Source organism: Arthrobacter sp. NPDC055138 (assembly GCF_053607305.1).
This window is the reverse complement of record NZ_JBSGTH010000006.1, coordinates 1-18,642: the sequence shown is the minus strand read 5'-3', so window position 1 is coordinate 18,642 and position 18,642 is coordinate 1. Positions and strand designations below refer to the sequence as shown.

Sequence of the window (18,642 nt, the reverse complement as noted above, 5' to 3'; positions counted from 1 at the left end):
GAATGCGTATTCCCCTTTCCTGGCTGCGCGAGTACGCGCAGGTTCCCGTTGACGCAACCGCCGAGGACGTCATGGCCGACCTCGTTACGGTTGGCCTCGAAGAAGAAGATGTCCACCGTCCGTCCGACTCGGTCTCCGGGCCGATCGTGGTGGGACAGGTCCTGGATGCGGTTAAGGAACCGCAGACCAACGGCAAGACCATCAACTGGTGCCACGTCCGCGTGGTGCCGGAGGGCGCCGAGCAGCAGCTCACCGGCGACGGGATCGACCCGTCCGGCGTGCAGGGCATTGTCTGCGGTGCCCACAACTTCGAGGCCGGTGACAAGGTAGTGGTGACGCTGCCCGGCGCCGTCCTGCCCGGAGACTTCCGGATCACCCCGCGCAAGACCTACGGCCACACCTCCGCCGGCATGATCGCCTCCGCCCGCGAACTCGGCATCGGCGACGACCACGACGGCATCATTGTGCTCTCCCGGCTGGGCCTCGACCCGGAAATTGGCACCGACGCGATGGAACTGCTCGGCCTGACCGACGAGGCTGCCGAGATCAACGTGACGCCTGACCGCGGATATTGCTTCTCCATCCGGGGCGTGGCCCGCGAATACGCGCTCGCCACCGGAACCTCCTTCACCGATCCGGCCGCGCAGGTCGAGGTTGCCGAAGCGAGCGGCGAGGGCTACCCCGTCCGGCTCGAAGACCAGGCCCCGGTGTACGGCAAGCCCGGCTGCGACCGGTTCGTGGCCCGCGCAGTCCGCGGCGTCGACGCCTCGCGCCCCACCCCGCAGTGGATGGCCTCGCGGCTTCGCCTGGCGGGCATGCGCTCCATCTCGCTGGTGGTGGACATCTCCAACTACGTCATGCTGGAACTGGGACAGCCGCTGCACTTCTACGACGTGGACAAGCTGCAGGGTCCCATCGTGGTCCGCCGGGCCAACCCGGCGGAGACCCTGGTGACGCTGGACGGCAAGGAGCGCAAGCTCTCCACCGAGGACCTGCTGATCACCGACGACCGCGGCGCCATCGGGCTGGCCGGCGTGATGGGCGGCGCGGAAACCGAAGTCGGGGACGGCACCACCAACGTGCTCATCGAGTCCGCCCACTTCGACGACGTCTCCATGGGCCGCACCCGGCGCCGGCACAAGCTGCCGTCGGAGGCCTCCAAGCGCAACGAGCGCGGCGTGGACTGGGAAGTGGCGGATGAGGCGGCGCAGCGTGCCGTGGACCTGCTGGTGGAACTCGCCGGCGGCACCGCCGACACCACGGCAACGGACGCCGGAACGCGCCCCGCACCGATGGTGATCGAGCTGCCGGACGGATTCGCCTCCCGCCTGATCGGCTTCGACTACAGCGCCGAGCAGATCGAAACGGCCCTGACCGGGATCGGTGCCTCGATCGAACAGTACGACGGCGGACTGCGCGTCACCGCGCCGAGCTGGCGTCCAGACCTGGCGATCAAGGAAGACCTGGTCGAGGAGATCGCCCGGCTGGTGGGCTACGACCGGATTCCGGCCACCCTTCCGGTGGCACCGCCGGGCCGCGGCCTCACCCGGGGCCAGCAGCAGCGCCGCCGCGTGCTGCAGTCGCTGGCCGACGCGGGCCTGACCGAGGTGCTCAACTACCCGTTCGTCTCCACGGAGCAGAACACAACCTTCGGCGCACCCCGGACCGGCTCCGAGGTGGCCGCGGTGAAGCTGGCGAACCCGATCTCGGCCGAATTCGGCTATCTGCGCACCAGCCTGCTTCCCGGCCTGCTGGAGACTGCCCGCCGCAACCACTCCCGTGGCTTCCGCGATCTGGCGCTGTTCGAAGGCGGCCTGGTGTTCCTGCCCGGCGAGAAGGTTGGGTCACCCGTGCTGCCGCCGCTGGGCGTCAAGCCGTCCGAGGAGGTGCTGGAGGAGCTGTTGGCCGGCATCCCGGAGCAGCCGTGGCACGTGGGCGCCGTCTTGACCGGACACGAGGCCGCCCCCGGCGCCGGGTTCACCCCGCGTGCCTGGGAATGGTCCGACGCGGTGGATGCCGCGCTGACCGTCGGCGACATCCTCGGCGTCGACCTCGTGGTCGCCCAGGGCGGGCACCAGGCCTTCCACCCCGGCCGCACCGCACAGCTCACCTTGCGCACCGGCGAGGTGGTGGGCTACGCCGGCGAGCTGCATCCGAAGCTGCTGGCGGACCTGGACCTGCCGGCACGTACCGCCGCCATGGAACTGAACGGCGAGGCTCTCTTCGAGGCCGCCGCGGATGTGATCGTGGCCAAGCCGCTGTCCACCTTCCCGCTCTCCACCCAGGACGTGGCCCTGGTGGTGGACTCTTCAGTTCCGGCCGAAGCGGTCCGCGAGGCGCTGCGTGAAGGCGCCGGTGAACTGCTGGAGGACATCGCCCTGTTCGACGTGTATTCCGGCACCGGAATCGAACCCGGCAAGAAATCGCTGGCCTTCGGGCTGCGGTTCCGCGCGGACGACCGCACGCTGACCGCCGACGAGGCATCAGCGGCACGGGCACAAGCCGTGGAGCTGGCCGCGGCCCGCTGCGGCGCCGTCCAGCGCTAACCGGCTACTGAAGTGAATAACGACGGCGGGGCCCACCGACCCAGGTGGGCCCCGCCGTCGTGGGGGAAAGGGAAAAGTAACGCATGAAGGCCCAGGTGATACTGCAGTTGGTGCAGCTGCAGGACGGGTTCGCGGCTGACAGCGAGCCGGACCGGCGACCCAGCATCCGCACACGCACACGTGAAGCCGTCCGTCTGCTGGCGGCGCAGGAACTGAACGTGGACGCCGACCGGATGCGGCTCTCGTTTGACTGCCGCAACTGCCAGCGCGGCAATGATGGCCGGCATGGCCAGCCGCAGCTGCTGCTGGACGGTGCTCCGGCGGCCGCCCGCCTGAGCTACGCACGGTCCGGGCGGTGGCTGCTGGCCGCGCTGTCTTTCCGTCCCGTGCTGCTCGGGGTCGACATCGAGGACGCAGGTGATGACGCTTTCCGGCCGGAGGACAATATTGACGCCGTCATGCTCACCCCCTCCGAGCGGCCGCTGGTGGACCAGGCGGTCGATCCGCGCCGGCTGAGGGCTCAGCTCTGGACCAGGAAAGAGGCGGTGCTGAAGTCCACCGGCCACGGGCTGCGACTGTCGCCGGACACGATCGGCGTCGCCGGCGCCGACGGTGAACCTCGGCTGTCCAGCTGGCCCGGCGAAGCAGGGGACCGTCCGGGCCTGCAACTGCTGGACCTGGCCTTGACGGAGGCCGGCGCGGCCGTGCCGCCTGGCCTCGCCGCAGCGCTGGCGGTCGGCGGGTCGGCCGACCCGAAGATCACCTACCGGGAAATCGCGGTAGTCCAAGGCTGAAAAGCCAGGGCGCCAGCAAGTGCTCAGCCGGCCGCCCGCCGGTGCCCCATTCCGCATCGGCGAGTGCGAGAAACGCCGTGGCGTCCACGGATCCGTGCGCATTCGCGGTGCACCAGCGGCGCAGCAGCCCGAAGAACGTTTCGTCGCCCATCGCCAGGCGAAGGCAAGATCGCGGACCGTCGGCCCGCCTCCCGTCGCGCCCGTGGTGCACGCGGGCCGGCGGTGGACCGCGCGTCCTTAAGGCACCAGCAGCAGCTTGCCGGTGGTGCGGCGGGCCTGCAAGTCCTCGTGCGCCTGCGCGGCCTCGGCCAAGGGGTATTTCCGACCCACCCGGGGGTTAAGCTGGCCGGACACTACGGCGTCGAACAATTCGCTGGAGCGCCAGCGCCGTTCCTGCGGGGAGAGCAGATGGTCCTTCAGTTTGGGGCGGGTGACGAAGAGCGACCCGCCTTGGTTGAGCCGCTGCAGATCGAACGGCGGCACCTGGCCGGACGCGCCGCCGAAGAGCACCAGCATGCCGCGGGTGCGGAGGCTGGCCAGCGAGCCGTCGAAGGTGGTCTTGCCGACGCCGTCATAGACCACGTCCACGCCGGTGCCGCCGGTCAGGTCGCGCACCTGGCGCTCGAATCCGTCGTAGCGCAGAACTTCGTCCGCGCCCGCGCTGCGGGCCAGCCCCTCCTTTTCGTCGGTGGATACGGTGGTGATCACCCGGGCACCCCTGGCCTTGAGCAACTGCGTCAGGATCAGGCCCACGCCGCCGGCGCCGGCGTGGGTGAGTACCGTCTGGCCCGGCTGGACCTTGAAGCTGGAGTTTATGAGGTAGTGCGCGGTCATGCCCTGGAGCGGGATCGCAGCAGCCACGTCGTTGTCCACTCCCTCGGGCACCGGAAGGGCGGCCTCGGCGGACACCACGGTGTATTCGGCATAGGTACGCGAGCCCTCGGCGAAGGCCACGCGGTCTCCCGCCGCGAACTCCTCGACGCCATCGCCGACGGCTTCCACCGTGCCCGCGGCCTCGGCGCCGGGAGTGTAGGGGAAGCCGACGTTGTAGACACCGCTGCGTTCGTAGGTGTCAATGAAGTTCACGCCGGCTGCGGCCACCTTCACCAGCAGCTCGCCCGGGCCCGGTTGCGGGACCTCGACGTCCTGCAGTTGCAGTACTTCCGGGCCGCCGGGAGCGGCAGCCACGATTGCCTTGGCCATCTCGGGTCTCCTTAACACTCGGGGGGAGTCGTTGCCGGCGGCTAGACTGGTCGCGTACCGGCCGGCTCTGATTACATCGTAGGCGCTTGCCCGCGACCCTCCGCCAGCTGCGACGGTGGGCGGCTGCCTGGACCTTCAATGCATAATTATCCTGTCTTGTGAATACTTTTGCTGTATGCTGGTCGTCATGACTATTAAGGTTGCAGTGTCTGGTGCCAGCGGTTACGCAGGCGGCGAGGTCCTCCGCCTGCTGGCCGGCCATCCCGACGTCTCGATCGGGGCGATCACAGCGCACAGCAATGCCGGCTCGCGGCTGGGCGGCCTGCAGCCGCACCTGCATTCGTTGGCGGACAGGGTCTTGGTCGACACCACCGTGGAGAACCTGGCCGGGCACGACGTGGTGTTCCTGGCCCTCCCGCACGGTGCCAGCGCGGAGATTGCTGCCGCGCTGCCGGCGGACACGCTGGTGGTGGACGCCGGCGCCGACCACCGGCTGGTGGATCCGATGGCCTGGGAGAAGTTCTACGGCTCGGCCCATGCAGGCAGCTGGCCGTACGGCCTGCCGGAACTTCCCGGCCACCGGGACAAGCTGCAGGGAGCCCGCCGGATCGCCGTGCCTGGCTGCTATCCCACCAGTTCGCTGCTGGCACTGACACCCGGCTTTGCCGCCGGGCTGCTGGAGCCCGAGGACGTGGTGATCGTTGCCGCCTCCGGTACATCAGGTGCGGGCAAAGCCGCCAAGGTGAACCTGATTGGCTCGGAGGTCATGGGCGGCATGAGCCCCTACGGCGTCGGCGGAGGCCACCGGCACACCCCGGAAATCGAACAGGGACTCTCGGCAGCTGCCGGCGAATCGGTCACGATCTCCTTTACCCCGACGCTGGCGCCGATGAGCCGCGGCATCCTGACTACGGCCACCGCACGGGTCAAGCCGGGCACTGGTATCGGACAACTGCGCGCCGCCTGGGAGTCCGCCTACGCCGACGAACCGTTCGTGCACCTGCTGCCCGAGGGCCAGTGGCCGCACACCAAGTCCGTGCAGGGCAGCAATCACGCCGTCCTGCAGTTGGCCTTCGACGAACACGCCGGCCGCGTTGTCGCCACCTGCGCCATCGACAACCTCACCAAGGGAACAGCCGGCGGCGCCATCCAGTCCATGAACATTGCCCTTGGTCTCGAGGAGACCGCCGGCCTGACCCTCCAGGGGATTGCACCGTGAGCGTTACCGTACCCAAAGGATTCCGCGCCGCCGCCGCCACCGCCGGCCTGAAGGCCTCCGGCAAGCCCGACGTCGCCCTGGTGGTCAATGACGGACCGCAGCAGGCGGCGGCTGCCGTCTTCACCTCGAATCGGGTGGCTGCCGCCCCGGTGCACTGGTCGCGGCAAGCGATCAGCGATGGCCGGGCCGACGCCGTGGTGCTCAATTCCGGCGGTGCAAACGCCTGCACCGGCGCCGAGGGCTTCCAGAACACCCACGCCACCGCCGAGAAAACCGCCGCCCTGCTCGGCATCTCCGCAGGCGATGTGGTGGTGTGCTCCACCGGACTGATCGGCGAGCAGCTGCCAATGGAGAAGCTGCTGCCCGGGGTCGAAGCGGCGGCGGCTGCCTTGTCCGACGACGGCGGAGCCGCCGCGGCCGGGGCGATCATGACCACCGACACCGTGCCGAAGCAGGCGGTGTTCGCCGGCGACGGCTACAGCATCGGCGGCATGGCCAAGGGCGCCGGCATGCTGGCACCGGGACTGGCCACCATGCTGGTGGTCATCACCACTGACGCCGAGCTCGCACCGGCGGCGCTGCAGGCGGCCCTGCGCGAGGCAACCCGGGTCACCTTCGACCGGACCGACTCGGACGGCTGCATGTCCACGAATGACACCGTGGTGCTGCTGTCTTCGGGCGCTTCCGGCGTGGTTCCCGGGAGCGAGGACTTCACCGCTGCCCTGACCGGAGTGTGTGCAGACCTGGCCCGGCAGTTGATCACCGATGCCGAGGGCGCCAGCCACGACATCGCCGTCACCACGATCAACGCCGCCTCCGAGCGGGACGCGGAAACGGTCAGCCGGGCGGTGGCCCGCTCCAACCTGTTCAAGACGGCCATTTTCGGCAACGACCCGAACTGGGGCCGGGTGCTCTCGGCGGTGGGCACCACCGACGCCGTCTTCGAACCGGACCAGCTGAACGTCAGCATGAACGGCGTCCCGGTTTGCCGCAACGGGGGTGTGGGCGCGTCCCGCGACCTGGTGGACCTGAGCGGCCGCGACGTGACCGTGGTGATCGACCTGCAGGCCGGCGGCGAGAGCGCAACCATCTGGACCAACGACCTCACGCACGAGTACGTGCATGAGAATTCCGCCTACTCCAGCTGAGGACCGATGAAGAACACAATGCTGATGGCCCAGGACAAGGCCGCCACGCTGATCGAGGCGCTGCCGTGGATCCAACGGTTCGCCGGCACCACCATGGTGATCAAATACGGCGGCAACGCCATGGTCAACGACGAACTGCGGCAGGCATTCGCCGAAGACATCGTGTTCCTCCACCACGCGGGCATCAAGCCTGTGGTGGTCCACGGCGGCGGACCGCAGATCAACGCCATGCTCTCCCGGCTCGGCATCGAATCGGAGTTCAAGGGCGGACTGCGGGTCACCACTCCCGAAGCCATGGACGTGGTCCGGATGGTGCTCACCGGACAAGTGGGCCGGGAACTGGTGGGCCTGATCAATTCGCACGGACCGTACGCTGTGGGACTTTCCGGGGAGGACGGCGGGCTGCTGCAAGCGGTGCGCACCGGCACGGTGGTGGACGGCGAGGAGGTCGATCTGGGCCTGGTCGGCGAAGTGGTCGGCGTCAATCCGTCGGCCATCCTGGATCTGCTCGACGCCGGCCGGATCCCGGTGATCTCCACCGTGGCACCGGAAATCGGCGGCGACGGCGAAGGCACCAACCAGGTGCTCAACGTCAATGCGGATACCGCGGCCGCTGCGGTCGCTGACGCCCTGCACGCCTCGCGGCTGGTCATCCTCACCGACGTCGAGGGGCTGTATGCGAACTGGCCGGACAAGTCCTCGTTGATATCGTCGCTCACGGCGGGGGAACTGCGCGGACTGCTGCCGGGGCTGCAATCCGGCATGATTCCCAAGATGGAGGCCTGCCTGAAGGCGGTCGACGGGGGAGTGGAGCGTGCCGCCGTCGTCGATGGCAGGATGCCGCACTCCATCCTGCTGGAAATATTCACCGCAGCCGGCATCGGCACCCAGATTGTTCCGGACGGAGACGAATCATGAACACGGCCCACGCAGTGTCCACGGCGGCCGACTTGGCCGGCCTGGCCGGACTGGACGGCAAACAGTTGCTGGAGAAGTACCGCGAATCGCTGATGGGTGTCTTCGGGACCCCGCAGCGCGTGCTGGTGCGAGGCAAAGGGTGCACCGTCTGGGACGCCGATGGCAAGGAATACCTGGACTTGCTCGGCGGCATCGCGGTGAATGCGCTCGGCCACGCCGACGAATTCCTGACCGGCATCGTCGCCGACCAGCTGTCCACCCTCGGCCATGTCTCAAACTTTTTCACCAGTCCGGCACAGATCGCGCTGGCCGAACGGCTGTTGGAGCTGGCCGGCGCTCCGGCCGGCTCCAAGGTGTTCTTCGCCAACTCCGGCACCGAAGCCAACGAAGCGGCGTTCAAGCTGGCCCGGCGCAACTCCAGCCCGACGAGGACCAAGATCATCGCACTGGAGGGTGCCTTCCACGGCCGCACCATGGGTGCCTTGGCGCTGACGGCCAAGCAGGCCTACCGCGAACCCTTCGAACCGATGCCGGGCGGTGTGGTCCACCTACCCTTCGGTGATGAAGACGCACTGCGCGCCGCCGTCGATGAGACGGTGGCCGCCGTCGTGCTCGAACCGATCCAGGGCGAGGTGGGTGTCCGGTCGCTGCCGGAGGGTTATCTGAAGGCCGCACGGGAAGCCACCACGGCTGCCGGCGCGCTGCTGATTCTGGACGAGGTGCAGTCCGGCGTCGGCCGGACCGGCAACTGGTTCGCGTTCCAAGGCAAGGTGGCCGGCGGCGAACGGATCGTTCCCGACGCCATCACACTGGCCAAGGGCCTGGGCAGCGGACTCCCGGTCGGTGCGCTGCTGACCTTCGGTGCGGAGACTTCAAGCCTCTTGACCGCTGGCCAGCACGGCACCACCTTCGGCGGCAACCCGGTGGCCACGGCGGCCGGGCTGGCTACCCTGCACGCCATCGAGTCGCGCGGGCTGCTGGCCCACGTCTCGGAGCTCGGGGACAAGATGCGCGAGCAGCTGGCCGGCGTCGACCACGTGGTGGAGGTCCGCGGCGAGGGCCTGCTGATCGGGTTCGACCTGGACGCCGACATTGCCGCCGCCGCGGTGGAGGCAGCACTGGACGCCGGCTTCATCATCAACAGCCCTTCTCCGCGCACCCTGCGGCTGGCCCCGCCGCTGATCCTGACCGCACAGCAGGCCGCCCGATTCACCGCCGCGCTGCCGGACATCCTGACCACCGCGGCCGCCCGCGCCGCCGCCACCAGCAAGGACGCCTCATGACCCGCCACTTCCTCAAGGACACCGACCTTACCCCGGCCGAGCAGGCCGAAGTACTGCAGTTGGCCGCGGAGATGAAGCAGTTCCCGTACCGGTATCAGCCGTTCGCCGGCGACGGGGCCGGACGGAAGACCGTGGCCGTGATTTTCGACAAGACCTCGACGCGCACCCGGGTGTCCTTCGCCAGCGGGATCTCGGATCTGGGCGGTGTCCCGCTGATCATCAATCCCGGCGAATCCCAGCTGGGACACAAGGAATCCGTATCCGACACCATCAAGGTGATGGAACGGATGGTCTCCACGGTGGTCTGGCGGACCTATGCCCACTCCGGGCTGGAGGAGATGGCTGCCCTGTCCCGGGTGCCGGTGATCAACTCGCTGTCCGACGATTACCACCCCTGCCAGCTGCTGGCGGACCTGCTGACCGTCCAAGAACACAAGGGCAAGCTGGCCGGGCTCACCATGGCTTACCTGGGCGATGCTGCCAACAACATGGCCAACTCGTACCTGCTCGCCGGTGTCACCGCCGGCATGCATGTGCGGATCGGCGGACCGGAAGGCTACCTGCCGGCTGAGTCCGTGGTGGCCGAAGCCGAGGCCAGGGCCGCCGAAACCGGCGGATCCGTCCTGGTCAGCACTGATCCGGCGCAGACGCTGGCCGGGGCGGACGTGATCGCCACCGACACCTGGGTCTCGATGGGACAGGAAGACGAAAAGGCGCAGCGGCTGGAGCTGTTCAAGGACTACGCGGTGGATCAAGCCGCGCTGGATCTGGCCGCCGAAGATGCCGTCGTGCTGCACTGTCTGCCGGCCTACCGCGGCTACGAGATTTCTGCCGAAGTAATCGACGGCCCGCAGTCGGTGGTCTGGGACGAAGCGGAAAACCGGTTGCACGCACAGAAGGCGCTGATGGCATGGCTGATGGATAAGTCGTCGCTGGCACCGTTGGCCAGGGTATGAAGGCGGACCAGGCCATGAATACGATGCCGGCCACCAAGACCGCCCGCCAGGCCAAGATCACCGCGATCCTGACCGGCGAATCGGTGCGCTCGCAGGCCGAACTGGCGGCCCGGCTGGCGGACGAAGGCGTGCAGGTCACCCAGGCCACGCTCTCCCGCGACTTGGTGGAACTGGGCGCGGTGCGGGTGCGCGGCCAGGACGGCGGCCTGATCTACGCGGTGCCCAGCGAGGGCGGCGAACGTGCGCCGCAAAGCGGGCTCACCCAGGAGATCCTGGACGCCCGGCTGGCCCGGCTGTGCGCGGATTTGCTGGTGACGGCCGAAGCCTCCGCCAACCTGGTGGTGCTGCGCACGCCGCCGGGTGCGGCCAACTTCCTGGCGCTGGCCATCGACCATTCGGTCATGCCGTCGGTCCTGGGCACCATCGCGGGAGACGACACGGTCCTGCTGGTGACGCGGGACCCGACCGGCGGCGCCGCCCTCGCGGCACGGTTCCTGCAGTTCGCCGACGACTCGTCGCGCAACGCCTGAACGCAATAACCTAAACGCAAAGCAACGGCCGCCGCCACGGCGGCAAGCCATCTCCGCCGGCCGGCACGGCAGCGCGCGGAACCGTCACCAGGGCGACCTGGCGGAAAGGGAAGACAACGTGACGCAGGATCCGAACACCGGCGCAGCCGGGCACACCAACGAAGGTGCCCTCTGGGGTGGCCGTTTCGCCGGCGGGCCGGCCGACGCGCTGGCGGCGCTGAGCAAGTCGACGCACTTCGACTGGCGCCTGGCGCACTACGACATCGCCGGTTCGCGCGCGCACGCCAAGGTGCTGCACAAGGCGGGGCTGCTGGACGACGCCGAACTCGAGGGCATGCTTGCTGCCCTGGGCCAACTCGACGACGATGTTCGCGCGGGTGCCTACGCGGCCGCCGAGTCGGACGAAGACGTCCACGGCTCGCTTGAGCGCGGGCTGATCGAACGGGCTGGTACGCAGCTGGGCGGCAAGCTCCGCGCCGGGCGTTCGCGCAACGACCAGATCGCCACCCTGGGCCGGATGTACCTGCGCGACCACGCACGGATCATTGCCAGCGGAGTGCTGGCAACCATCGACGCGCTGCTCGCCCAGGCCCGCCGGCACCCGGACGTTGCGATGCCCGGCCGCACCCATCTGCAGCACGCCCAGCCGGTGCTGCTGTCGCACCATCTGCTGGCCCATGCCTGGGCGCTGCTGCGCGATGTGCAGCGCCTGGCCGACTGGGACAAGCGGGCCGCGGTCTCGCCGTACGGCTCCGGCGCCCTGGCCGGTTCCTCGCTGGGACTGGACCCCAACGCCGTCGCCGCCGACCTCGGCTTCGACTCCGCCGCCTGGAACTCGATCGACGGAACCGCCTCGCGCGACGTCTTCGCCGAATTCAGCTGGGTCTCGGCGATGATCGGCGTGGACCTGTCGCGCATCTCCGAGGAAGTCATCCTCTGGGCCACCAAGGAATTCTCCTTTGTGACTCTGGACGACGCCTACTCCACGGGCTCGTCCATCATGCCGCAGAAGAAGAATCCGGACGTTGCGGAGCTGGCCCGCGGCAAAGCTGGCCGGCTGATCGGCGACCTGACCGGTTTGCTGGCCACGCTCAAGGGCCTGCCGCTGGCCTACAATCGCGATCTGCAGGAAGACAAGGAGCCTGTCTTCGACGCCGCAGACACCCTGGAACTCCTGCTGCCCGCCGTCGCCGGCATGATCGAGACCCTGGTCTTCAACACTGAGCGGCTGGAAGCGCTGGCCCCGCAGGGATTTGCGCTGGCCACCGACATTGCCGAATGGCTGGTCCGGCAGGGCGTACCGTTCCGCGAAGCCCACGAGCTCTCCGGTGCCGCGGTCAAGCAGGCCGAGAGCCGCGGCGTCGAACTCTGGGACCTGACGGACGAGGAGTTCGCCGCCATTTCGCCGCAGCTGAGCCCGCGGGTGCGTGAGGTGCTGACCGTGGAAGGTTCGCTGGCCAGCCGCAGTTCGCAGGGCGGCACCGCACCGAGCGCCGTGGCAGCCCAGATCGAGGCGCTCCAGGCCGGCCTCGCCAGCGCGCGGGACTACGCCGGCGGGAACCGCGGCTAGCCTTCGCGGACCGACGCCGACATAAGTTACCGACCGGTAGCAAATGTCTCTGCGGTAGTTTGTGAAGCGTTGGGGCATAGCTACTGAGCCGAGGGAGCGAGCATGTCGACGCTGAGCCAGGACGAGGAAAAACTGGTTCCGGAGGGCCGGATCGAGCGTGTGGACGGGGATTACGTCTTGGCCTTCGACCGCCAACTCGACTACCCGCACACTTACATCTGGAGCCTGCTGGCAGAGAAGGAGAACGTCGCCAAGTGGCTCGGCACGCTGGACGCCGATTGGGAGCTGGGCCGCACCTACGAGCTGGTTCTGGGCGGTGGCATGTCCAGCGGCACGGTGCTGCAGCTGAACCCGCCGCTGAGCCTGCAGATCACGTGGGAGGACGAGCTCGGCCAGGAGTCGGTGATTGAATGGCGGGTGCTGGAAAGCGACGGCGGAACGTTGCTGCAGTTCCGGTCGCGCGCCGAGGGGCCCGAATTCCTGACCGAAGGCAGCGCCGGCTGGCAGACCATCCTGGACGCGCTGGCCGAGGTCGCGGCCGGACGCCGGCCGGAGACGGAAATTGACCGTTGGACCCCGCTGCGGGAGGCGTACTCGCGCCTGTACCAGCTCTCGCATTCGATGGGCACGGTGGAGAGCGATTCCGGCCACACGTGCCTTCGCTTCGAACGGTTGCTCGACGCCGGCCGGGACCGGGTCTGGGAGGCCTTGACCGAGCCGGACCTGTTCAAGGTGTGGCTCGGACCCGGTCGGGTGGAGCTGCAGGCCGGCGGCGCGGTCGAATTCAATCTGCCGGGACGGAACGTCACCGGAGACGTCGAGTATGTGCTCGCGGGCAGCAGGCTTGACTACACCTGGGCCGCCCCGGAAGGCACCGGCACCGTGCACTGGATGCTGGAACCGGAGGACGGCAGGACCCGCCTGACCTTGGTCCACAACCTCGGCCGGGAAATCCCGGCGGGGAGCCTGATGGCCAGCTGGCACATGCGGCTGGACGCGCTGGCCACGGTGCTCGGCGGTGGGCAGGTACATGACTCGGCGCACCGGCGTGAAGCCTTGGCCCGCTTTTACCAGCGCTTCCAACCCGCCTAGTGGATGCAGCTCTGCTGCGCTGGCTGGGCCGGCCCGCCGTGGAGGTGGCTCCGGGGCTGCTCGGTGCCCGGTTGGCGCACACGACGGCGGAAGGGACCGTTGCGGTGCGTCTCACCGAGGTGGAGGCCTACATGGGGGAGCACGATCCGGGCTCGCATGCCTTCCGAGGCCTGACCAACCGGAACAAGGTGATGTTCGGCCCGCCGGGGCATATCTACGTCTACTTCACCTACGGGATGCACCATTGCGTGAACATCGTGTGCGGCCACGAAGGCCAGGCCACCGCCGCCTTGCTCCGCGCCGGAGAAGTCACCGAAGGCCTGGATCTGGCCCGCAGCCGGCGGACCTCGGCCAAGCGGGATGCCGAGTTGGCGCGGGGGCCGGCCCGGCTGGCCGTGGCCTTGGGGCTGGAGTTGGCGGACAATGGCCGCGCCGTCGCGGCCGGCGGCTTGGCACTGACCCGACCGGCGGTCCAAGCATCGCATCAGCACGTGCGGACCGGGCCGCGGGTAGGCGTCAGCGGTGAGGGCGGCACCGATGCTTACCCGTGGCGCTTTTGGCTGGAAGGTGACCCAACCGTCTCGCCGTATCGGGCCGCGAAACCGCGGCGCCGTGCCGGCAGCGGGTAGGGTAGACGGGTGAATGAACGCCCTCGCGAATCAGTTGAAACCTTGGTCAACCGTCTTTCGGAGACCGTCCGGGATTATCCGCAGCCCGGCGTCGTCTTCCGGGACCTGACTCCTGTATTCGCTGACGGGGAAGCGCTGCACGCAGTGGTGCATGCCTTGATCGACCCGTTCCAGGGCCAGTTCGACGCCGTGGCCGGTGTGGAGGCCCGCGGCTTCCTGCTGTCGGCCGCTGCCGCTTATGCCTCCGGCACCGGCGTCGTCACGGTGCGGAAGAAGGGCAAACTGCCCCGAAAAACCATCTCCGAGGATTACACGCTGGAGTACGGCACCGCCACGCTGGAAATCCATGCGGACGATCTGTTGCCGGGTTCGCGGGTGCTGATCCTCGACGACGTGCTCGCAACCGGCGGCACGCTCGGCGCCGCCTGCCGGCTGTTTGAACGGGCCGGAGTCCAGGTGGCCGGATTTGGCGTGGTCCTCGAGCTCTCGGCACTGCGCGGCAGGTCCGCCTTGGCGGGACACCGCATCCGTTCGCTGGTCCGCGAGTAGCCACTAACTCCGCTGGCGGCGAACGGACAGGGTGCGCGCCCGCCCGCCGTCGTTCTGCTCGCAGGAAAATCTACCGTCCCGGTAGTAGAATGGACGGTCTGCCTTTTGGGGAGGGATAACACACATGCCAGAATCGCTTTCGGCCCACGCCGAGCTTGAACATGAGCGCACCTACGTGGCCGGACTGTACCGCCGGCTGGAAGAACTGCGCGCCGAAAAACAGGAGCAGTTGGCCCGGGTCCGCGGCAGCGGCGCAGTGGGCAGTATGCAGAACATTTCCGAACGCGACGCGTTCGCGACCATGTATGAGGACCGTCTGGCCCAGCTTAACGCCGTTGATGACCGCTTGGTGTTCGGCCGCCTCGATCTGGACGACGGCGACCGCCGCTACATCGGACGTATCGGACTCAGCACCAAGGACCTGCAGCAGTTGATGGTGGACTGGCGTGCGCCCGAAGCCGGAGCGTTTTATCAGGCCACTGCCTTCGAACGGCTGGGCGTGCGGCGGCGCCGGCACCTGATCCTGCAAGGGCACCAGGTCAAGGGCATTGAAGACGACGTGCTCGATTCGACCATGCTCGCCGAAGGTGCGGCGCTGCAGGGCGAAGGTGCCTTGCTGGCCGCGCTCAACTCCAAGCGCACCGGTGCCATGTCCGACATCGTCGGAACCATCCAGGCCGAACAGGACCGCATTATCCGGGCACCGATGCCGGGGATCCTTGTGGTCCAGGGCGGCCCCGGAACAGGCAAGACCGCCGTCGCCCTGCACCGCGCGGCGTACCTTTTGTACTCCCACCGCGAACGGCTGAAGTCCGCCGGCGTGCTGCTAGTGGGACCGTCGAACTCCTTCATGAAGTACATCGAGCGTGTGCTGCCCTCGCTGGGTGAAACCGGCGTAGTCATGTCAACACTCGGTGGGCTGATGCCCGGAATCCGCGCCGTGCCGGAAACCGACCCCGCCGCGGCCGAGATCAAGGGCCGTTTGTCCATGGCCGACGTCGTGGCCAACGCGGTAGCCAACCGGCAGAGGCTGCCGGCGGAGCCGCGCAAGCTCAACGTCGAGGGCACCATCTTGACCCTGACCCCGCGCCAGGTGGCGCGGGCGCGGGACCGCGCGCGGGCCACCGGCAAACCTCACAACGCCGCCCGGGTGACCTTCGTGAAGATCCTGCTGCGCGAGCTGACCGACCAGCTGCGCGAAGCCCTGGAAGAGTCCTCGGGACCGGGCAACAATGCGGACCGCGCCTATCTGGCCGAAGACGTCCGGACGTCGCGCGATGTCCGGGTGGCGCTGAATCTGGCGTGGATGCCGTTGACGCCGGAAAAGCTGATCCGGGAATTGCTCAGCAAGCCGGCCCATCTCGAGGCTGCAACCCCGGAACTGACCGATGCCGAACGCGCCGTGCTGTTGCGCTCCCCGGATGCGCCGTGGACCGAATCCGATGTGCCGCTGCTCGACGAGGCCGCCGAGCTGCTCGGCGAGATGGATGCCTCGTCCGGGCGTGACAAGGCCCAGCAGGACGCAGACCGTGCCCGCGACATCGCCAATGCCGAGCAGTCGCTGCGCAACGTTGACCAGTCGCTGCGTGACATCGGGATCAACGGGCTGGTCAGCGCGGAGGACCTGGCGGGGTACAACCAAGCACAGCAAAACCGTCTCACCGCCGCTGAACGAGCCGCCGGCGACCGCACGTGGGCCTTCGGACACATCGTGGTCGACGAGGCGCAGGAGCTGTCAGCCATGCAGTGGCGCCTGCTGATGCGCCGCTGCCCGCTCAAGTCGTTTACCGTGGTCGGCGATATCGCGCAAACCAGCTCGGCGGCCGGCGCAGAATCCTGGCAACAGGCACTCGAGCCGTTTGCGGGCAGCCGCTGGCAGCTTGAAGAACTGACCGTGAACTACCGCACGCCATCGCAGATTGCCCAGGCGGCGGTACGGATGGCGAACGCCGCCGGCCAGGTGGTGTCGGCTCCGAAAGCCGTGCGCGACGGGCGCTGGCAGCCGGTGGTGGACCGGGTGCCGGCCGGCCGCATGGTTGAACACTTGCTGGAGGTCATGCCCGAGGAACTCGATGCTGCCAACGGCGGCCTGCTGGCGGTCATCGCCGCCGATCGTCAGCTGCAGGAGGTCCGGAGCGCATTGGCCGCAGTCTACGGCCGCCGCGTAGGCGGCGGCGCGGGCGGGCTGGAACAGGACATCAGTGTGCTGGGCCCGCAGGAGGCCAAGGGCCTGGAGTTCGACGCCGTGGTGGTACTCGAACCCGGTGAACTACTGCACCGCACCGGCGGCCGCGTCGGCGACCTCTACGTGGCCATGACCCGTCCGACCCAGCGGCTGCGGCTGTTGGCCGAGGGCGACGTCCCAGAGGGAATTGAAGGCTGATATTTTGGAATCCGTGAATAATACGTTTCTCGCTTCGCAAAGCAACGACCCTGGTTTCGCCAACGTCTGGCAGGAGCTGAAGTGGCGCGGTCTTGTCCACGTTTCAACCGACGAGGCTGAACTGGAGAAACTGCTGGCGGGGGACCCAGTGACGTATTACTGCGGCTTCGACCCGACGGCGCCCAGCCTGCACCTGGGCAATCTGGTCCAGCTGCTCACCATGCGCCGGCTGCAACTGGCCGGGCACAAGCCGCTGGGACTCGTGGGCGGCTCCACCGGACTGGTCGGCGATCCCAGGCCCACCGCCGAGCGCACCATGAACACCAAGGAAACGGTTGCCGAGTGGGTGGACCGCCTGAAGGGCCAGGTCCAGCGCTTCCTTGACTTCGACGGTGATAACGCCGCGCGAATGGTCAACAACCTTGACTGGACTGCTCCGATGAGCGTGCTCGATTTCCTGCGCGAGATCGGAAAGCACTACCGCGTCGGCACCATGGTCAAGAAGGACATCGTCGCCTCCAGACTGAACTCCGACGAGGGCATCAGCTACGCGGAATTTAGCTACCAGATCTTGCAGGGCATGGACTACCTGGAGCTGTTCCGGCAGTACGGCTGCATCCTGCAGACCGGCGGATCGGATCAGTGGGGCAACCTGACCAGCGGCATCGAACTCATCCGCAAGGTGGAAGGCAGCGCTGTCCACGCGATCGGCACGCCCTTGATCACCAACTCGGACGGAACCAAGTTCGGTAAGAGCGAGGGCAACGCCATCTGGCTGGATGCGGACATGTGCAGCCCCTATGCCATGTACCAGTTCTGGCTCAATACGGCCGACGCCGACGTGGTGCAGCGGCTCAAGGTCTTCACCTTCCGTTCGCGGGAGGAAATCGAAGAGCTCGAACGAGCGGTGGCCGAGCGGCCGCACACCCGTGAAGCACAGCGGACGCTGGCCTACGAGGTGACGTCGATTGTGCACGGAACCGATGCGACCGACAAGGTGATCGCTGCTTCCTCGGCGTTGTTCGGGCAGGGAGAGTTGGCCGAGTTGGATGAGTCCACCCTGGTTGCCGCTACAGCTGAGCTGCCCAGTGCAGTTGCCGGACCGGAGACCACCGGGATCATCGACTTGTTGGTCCAGTCCGGCCTGGCCGCCAGCAATTCGGCGGCACGGCGGACGGTGGCGGAGGGCGGAGCCTACGTGAACAACCAGAAAATCACCGACCCGGACACCGTCGTCGGGGCAGACCAGTTGCTGCACGGCAAGTACCTGTTGATGCGCCGCGGCAAGCGCACCCTTGCCATGGTGGAAGTGACTGGCTGAGAAAGCCGCTTGGCCGTCAACCGACGGCTTGACCGAAGGGCCCGCTGTTTTCCTCCGTTTCGGAGGCCGACGGCGGGCCCTTCCGCATCGGTGGCGGGCATCACGCTTCAACGATTTGCGGGCGGTGCCGGGGCCGTGTAATGTTTTCTGAGTCGCCGCCGCGGGTTGTGAAACAGCCGACCGGACAGCGACAAAATCCCTTCGATAAAACGCAGCGGTTAGTCATGCGTCCAGTGCGCAGGCAAATCAGCTGCAGTTTTTCGCTGGGACCATGCTTTTTCTGAAGTAAATGAAGCGGAAACGCGGATTTGACAGAAAGAAAAAGAATGAAATAAAGTAGAAACATCGCAACGAAGAAAAAACAAAGCGAATTCCAAAATGAAATTGTTTTGCTGAAGTATTCGTTTGCTCCTGTTGTTTGAGAACTCAATAGTGTGCCAAGTTTGTTGATACCAATTATTTATTGGTTGAAGTGCCGTGGCGTGCCGCCCCTGTGGTGTG

16 protein-coding genes are annotated in these 18,642 nt (G+C 67.6%); 14 read left to right on the top strand and 2 right to left on the bottom strand.

The annotated features are described in order from the left end of the window. Positions 1–2 precede the first annotated feature (2 nt). Both pheT and ACWF5H_RS14995 read left to right on the top strand, forming a co-directional pair. Positions 3–2,546 (top strand): phenylalanine--tRNA ligase subunit beta, encoded by a 2,544-nt coding sequence (pheT, locus tag ACWF5H_RS15000; RefSeq protein ID WP_452037806.1) that lies wholly within the window; start codon positions 3–5, stop codon positions 2,544–2,546. 83 nt (positions 2,547–2,629) lie between these two features. After that, positions 2,630–3,340 carry a 4'-phosphopantetheinyl transferase family protein gene (locus ACWF5H_RS14995; protein ID WP_452037804.1) on the top strand — a complete coding sequence of 237 codons (711 nt, stop codon included), beginning with the start codon at positions 2,630–2,632 and terminating at the stop codon, positions 3,338–3,340. A 237-nt stretch (positions 3,341–3,577) separates the two neighbouring features. Here ACWF5H_RS14995 and ACWF5H_RS14990 read toward each other — a convergent pair whose 3' ends face one another. Then, positions 3,578–4,543, bottom strand: coding sequence for a quinone oxidoreductase family protein (locus ACWF5H_RS14990; RefSeq protein WP_452037802.1), 966 nt, complete (start codon positions 4,541–4,543; stop codon positions 3,578–3,580). A 187-nt stretch (positions 4,544–4,730) separates the two neighbouring features. Between ACWF5H_RS14990 and argC the strand changes: the two genes are divergently transcribed. The 12 genes from argC (at position 4,731) to tyrS (ending at position 18,141) form a co-directional block, all read left to right on the top strand. Next, positions 4,731–5,762: an N-acetyl-gamma-glutamyl-phosphate reductase gene (argC, locus tag ACWF5H_RS14985; RefSeq protein WP_452037800.1), complete on the top strand. Its 1,032-nt coding sequence runs from the start codon at positions 4,731–4,733 to the stop codon at positions 5,760–5,762. Beyond that, positions 5,759–6,910, top strand: coding sequence for a bifunctional glutamate N-acetyltransferase/amino-acid acetyltransferase ArgJ (gene argJ / locus ACWF5H_RS14980; RefSeq protein WP_364652131.1), 1,152 nt, complete (start codon positions 5,759–5,761; stop codon positions 6,908–6,910). The genes argC and argJ overlap by 4 nt, the downstream gene beginning before the upstream one ends. A 6-nt stretch (positions 6,911–6,916) precedes the next feature. After that, positions 6,917–7,828 carry an acetylglutamate kinase gene (gene argB, locus ACWF5H_RS14975; protein ID WP_364652130.1) on the top strand — a complete coding sequence of 304 codons (912 nt, stop codon included), beginning with the start codon at positions 6,917–6,919 and terminating at the stop codon, positions 7,826–7,828. Continuing rightward, positions 7,825–9,111, top strand: a complete 1,287-nt coding sequence (locus tag ACWF5H_RS14970; protein WP_452037799.1) for an acetylornithine transaminase — start codon at positions 7,825–7,827, stop codon at positions 9,109–9,111. The genes argB and ACWF5H_RS14970 overlap by 4 nt, the downstream gene beginning before the upstream one ends. Then, complete coding sequence (gene argF, locus ACWF5H_RS14965; protein WP_452037798.1) at positions 9,108–10,067, top strand: ornithine carbamoyltransferase; 960 nt, start codon at positions 9,108–9,110, stop codon at positions 10,065–10,067. Before ACWF5H_RS14970 ends, argF begins: the two co-directional genes overlap by 4 nt. Before the next feature lie 14 nt (positions 10,068–10,081). Further along, a complete protein-coding gene (locus ACWF5H_RS14960; RefSeq protein WP_364652181.1) occupies positions 10,082–10,597 on the top strand; it encodes an arginine repressor in 516 nt (171 codons plus the stop codon). Between the two features lie 118 nt (positions 10,598–10,715). After that, entirely contained in the window at positions 10,716–12,167 is a 1,452-nt protein-coding gene (gene argH / locus ACWF5H_RS14955; RefSeq protein WP_452037797.1) for an argininosuccinate lyase, read from the top strand. Positions 12,168–12,269: 102 nt separating this feature from the next. Next, on the top strand, positions 12,270–13,259 hold the full coding sequence (locus ACWF5H_RS14950; RefSeq protein WP_452037796.1) for an SRPBCC domain-containing protein: 990 nt from the start codon (positions 12,270–12,272) through the stop codon (positions 13,257–13,259). After that, positions 13,259–13,888, top strand: a complete 630-nt coding sequence (locus ACWF5H_RS14945) for a DNA-3-methyladenine glycosylase (RefSeq protein WP_364652125.1) — start codon at positions 13,259–13,261, stop codon at positions 13,886–13,888. The genes ACWF5H_RS14950 and ACWF5H_RS14945 overlap by 1 nt, the downstream gene beginning before the upstream one ends. A 9-nt stretch (positions 13,889–13,897) precedes the next feature. Then, on the top strand, positions 13,898–14,437 hold the full coding sequence (locus ACWF5H_RS14940) for an adenine phosphoribosyltransferase (protein WP_127511673.1): 540 nt from the start codon (positions 13,898–13,900) through the stop codon (positions 14,435–14,437). Positions 14,438–14,561: 124 nt separating this feature from the next. Next, positions 14,562–16,820, top strand: coding sequence for a HelD family protein (locus ACWF5H_RS14935; RefSeq protein ID WP_452037793.1), 2,259 nt, complete (start codon positions 14,562–14,564; stop codon positions 16,818–16,820). A 4-nt stretch (positions 16,821–16,824) separates the two neighbouring features. Continuing rightward, positions 16,825–18,141 (top strand): tyrosine--tRNA ligase, encoded by a 1,317-nt coding sequence (gene tyrS / locus ACWF5H_RS14930; protein ID WP_452037792.1) that lies wholly within the window; start codon positions 16,825–16,827, stop codon positions 18,139–18,141. Positions 18,142–18,359: 218 nt separating this feature from the next. On the opposite strand, the gene ACWF5H_RS14925 is transcribed toward tyrS, so the two are convergent. After that, positions 18,360–18,642: hypothetical protein (locus ACWF5H_RS14925; RefSeq protein WP_452037790.1), on the bottom strand; the 283-nt coding region annotated here is incomplete at its 5' end.

Bases quoted from the DNA above. Each gene is read 5' to 3' on its own strand.
- pheT (WP_452037806.1), top strand. From the start codon at position 3: ATGCGTATTCCCCTTTCCTGGCTGCGCGAGTACGCGCAGGTTCCCGTT.
- ACWF5H_RS14990 (WP_452037802.1), bottom strand. From the start codon at position 4,543: ATGGCCAAGGCAATCGTGGCTGCCGCTCCCGGCGGCCCGGAAGTACTG.
- ACWF5H_RS14960 (WP_364652181.1), top strand. From the start codon at position 10,082: ATGAATACGATGCCGGCCACCAAGACCGCCCGCCAGGCCAAGATCACC.
- argC (WP_452037800.1), top strand. From the start codon at position 4,731: ATGACTATTAAGGTTGCAGTGTCTGGTGCCAGCGGTTACGCAGGCGGC.
- argB (WP_364652130.1), top strand. From the start codon at position 6,917: ATGAAGAACACAATGCTGATGGCCCAGGACAAGGCCGCCACGCTGATC.
- ACWF5H_RS14950 (WP_452037796.1), top strand. From the start codon at position 12,270: ATGTCGACGCTGAGCCAGGACGAGGAAAAACTGGTTCCGGAGGGCCGG.
- ACWF5H_RS14995 (WP_452037804.1), top strand. From the start codon at position 2,630: ATGAAGGCCCAGGTGATACTGCAGTTGGTGCAGCTGCAGGACGGGTTC.
- argF (WP_452037798.1), top strand. From the start codon at position 9,108: ATGACCCGCCACTTCCTCAAGGACACCGACCTTACCCCGGCCGAGCAG.
- ACWF5H_RS14935 (WP_452037793.1), top strand. From the start codon at position 14,562: ATGCCAGAATCGCTTTCGGCCCACGCCGAGCTTGAACATGAGCGCACC.
- ACWF5H_RS14970 (WP_452037799.1), top strand. From the start codon at position 7,825: ATGAACACGGCCCACGCAGTGTCCACGGCGGCCGACTTGGCCGGCCTG.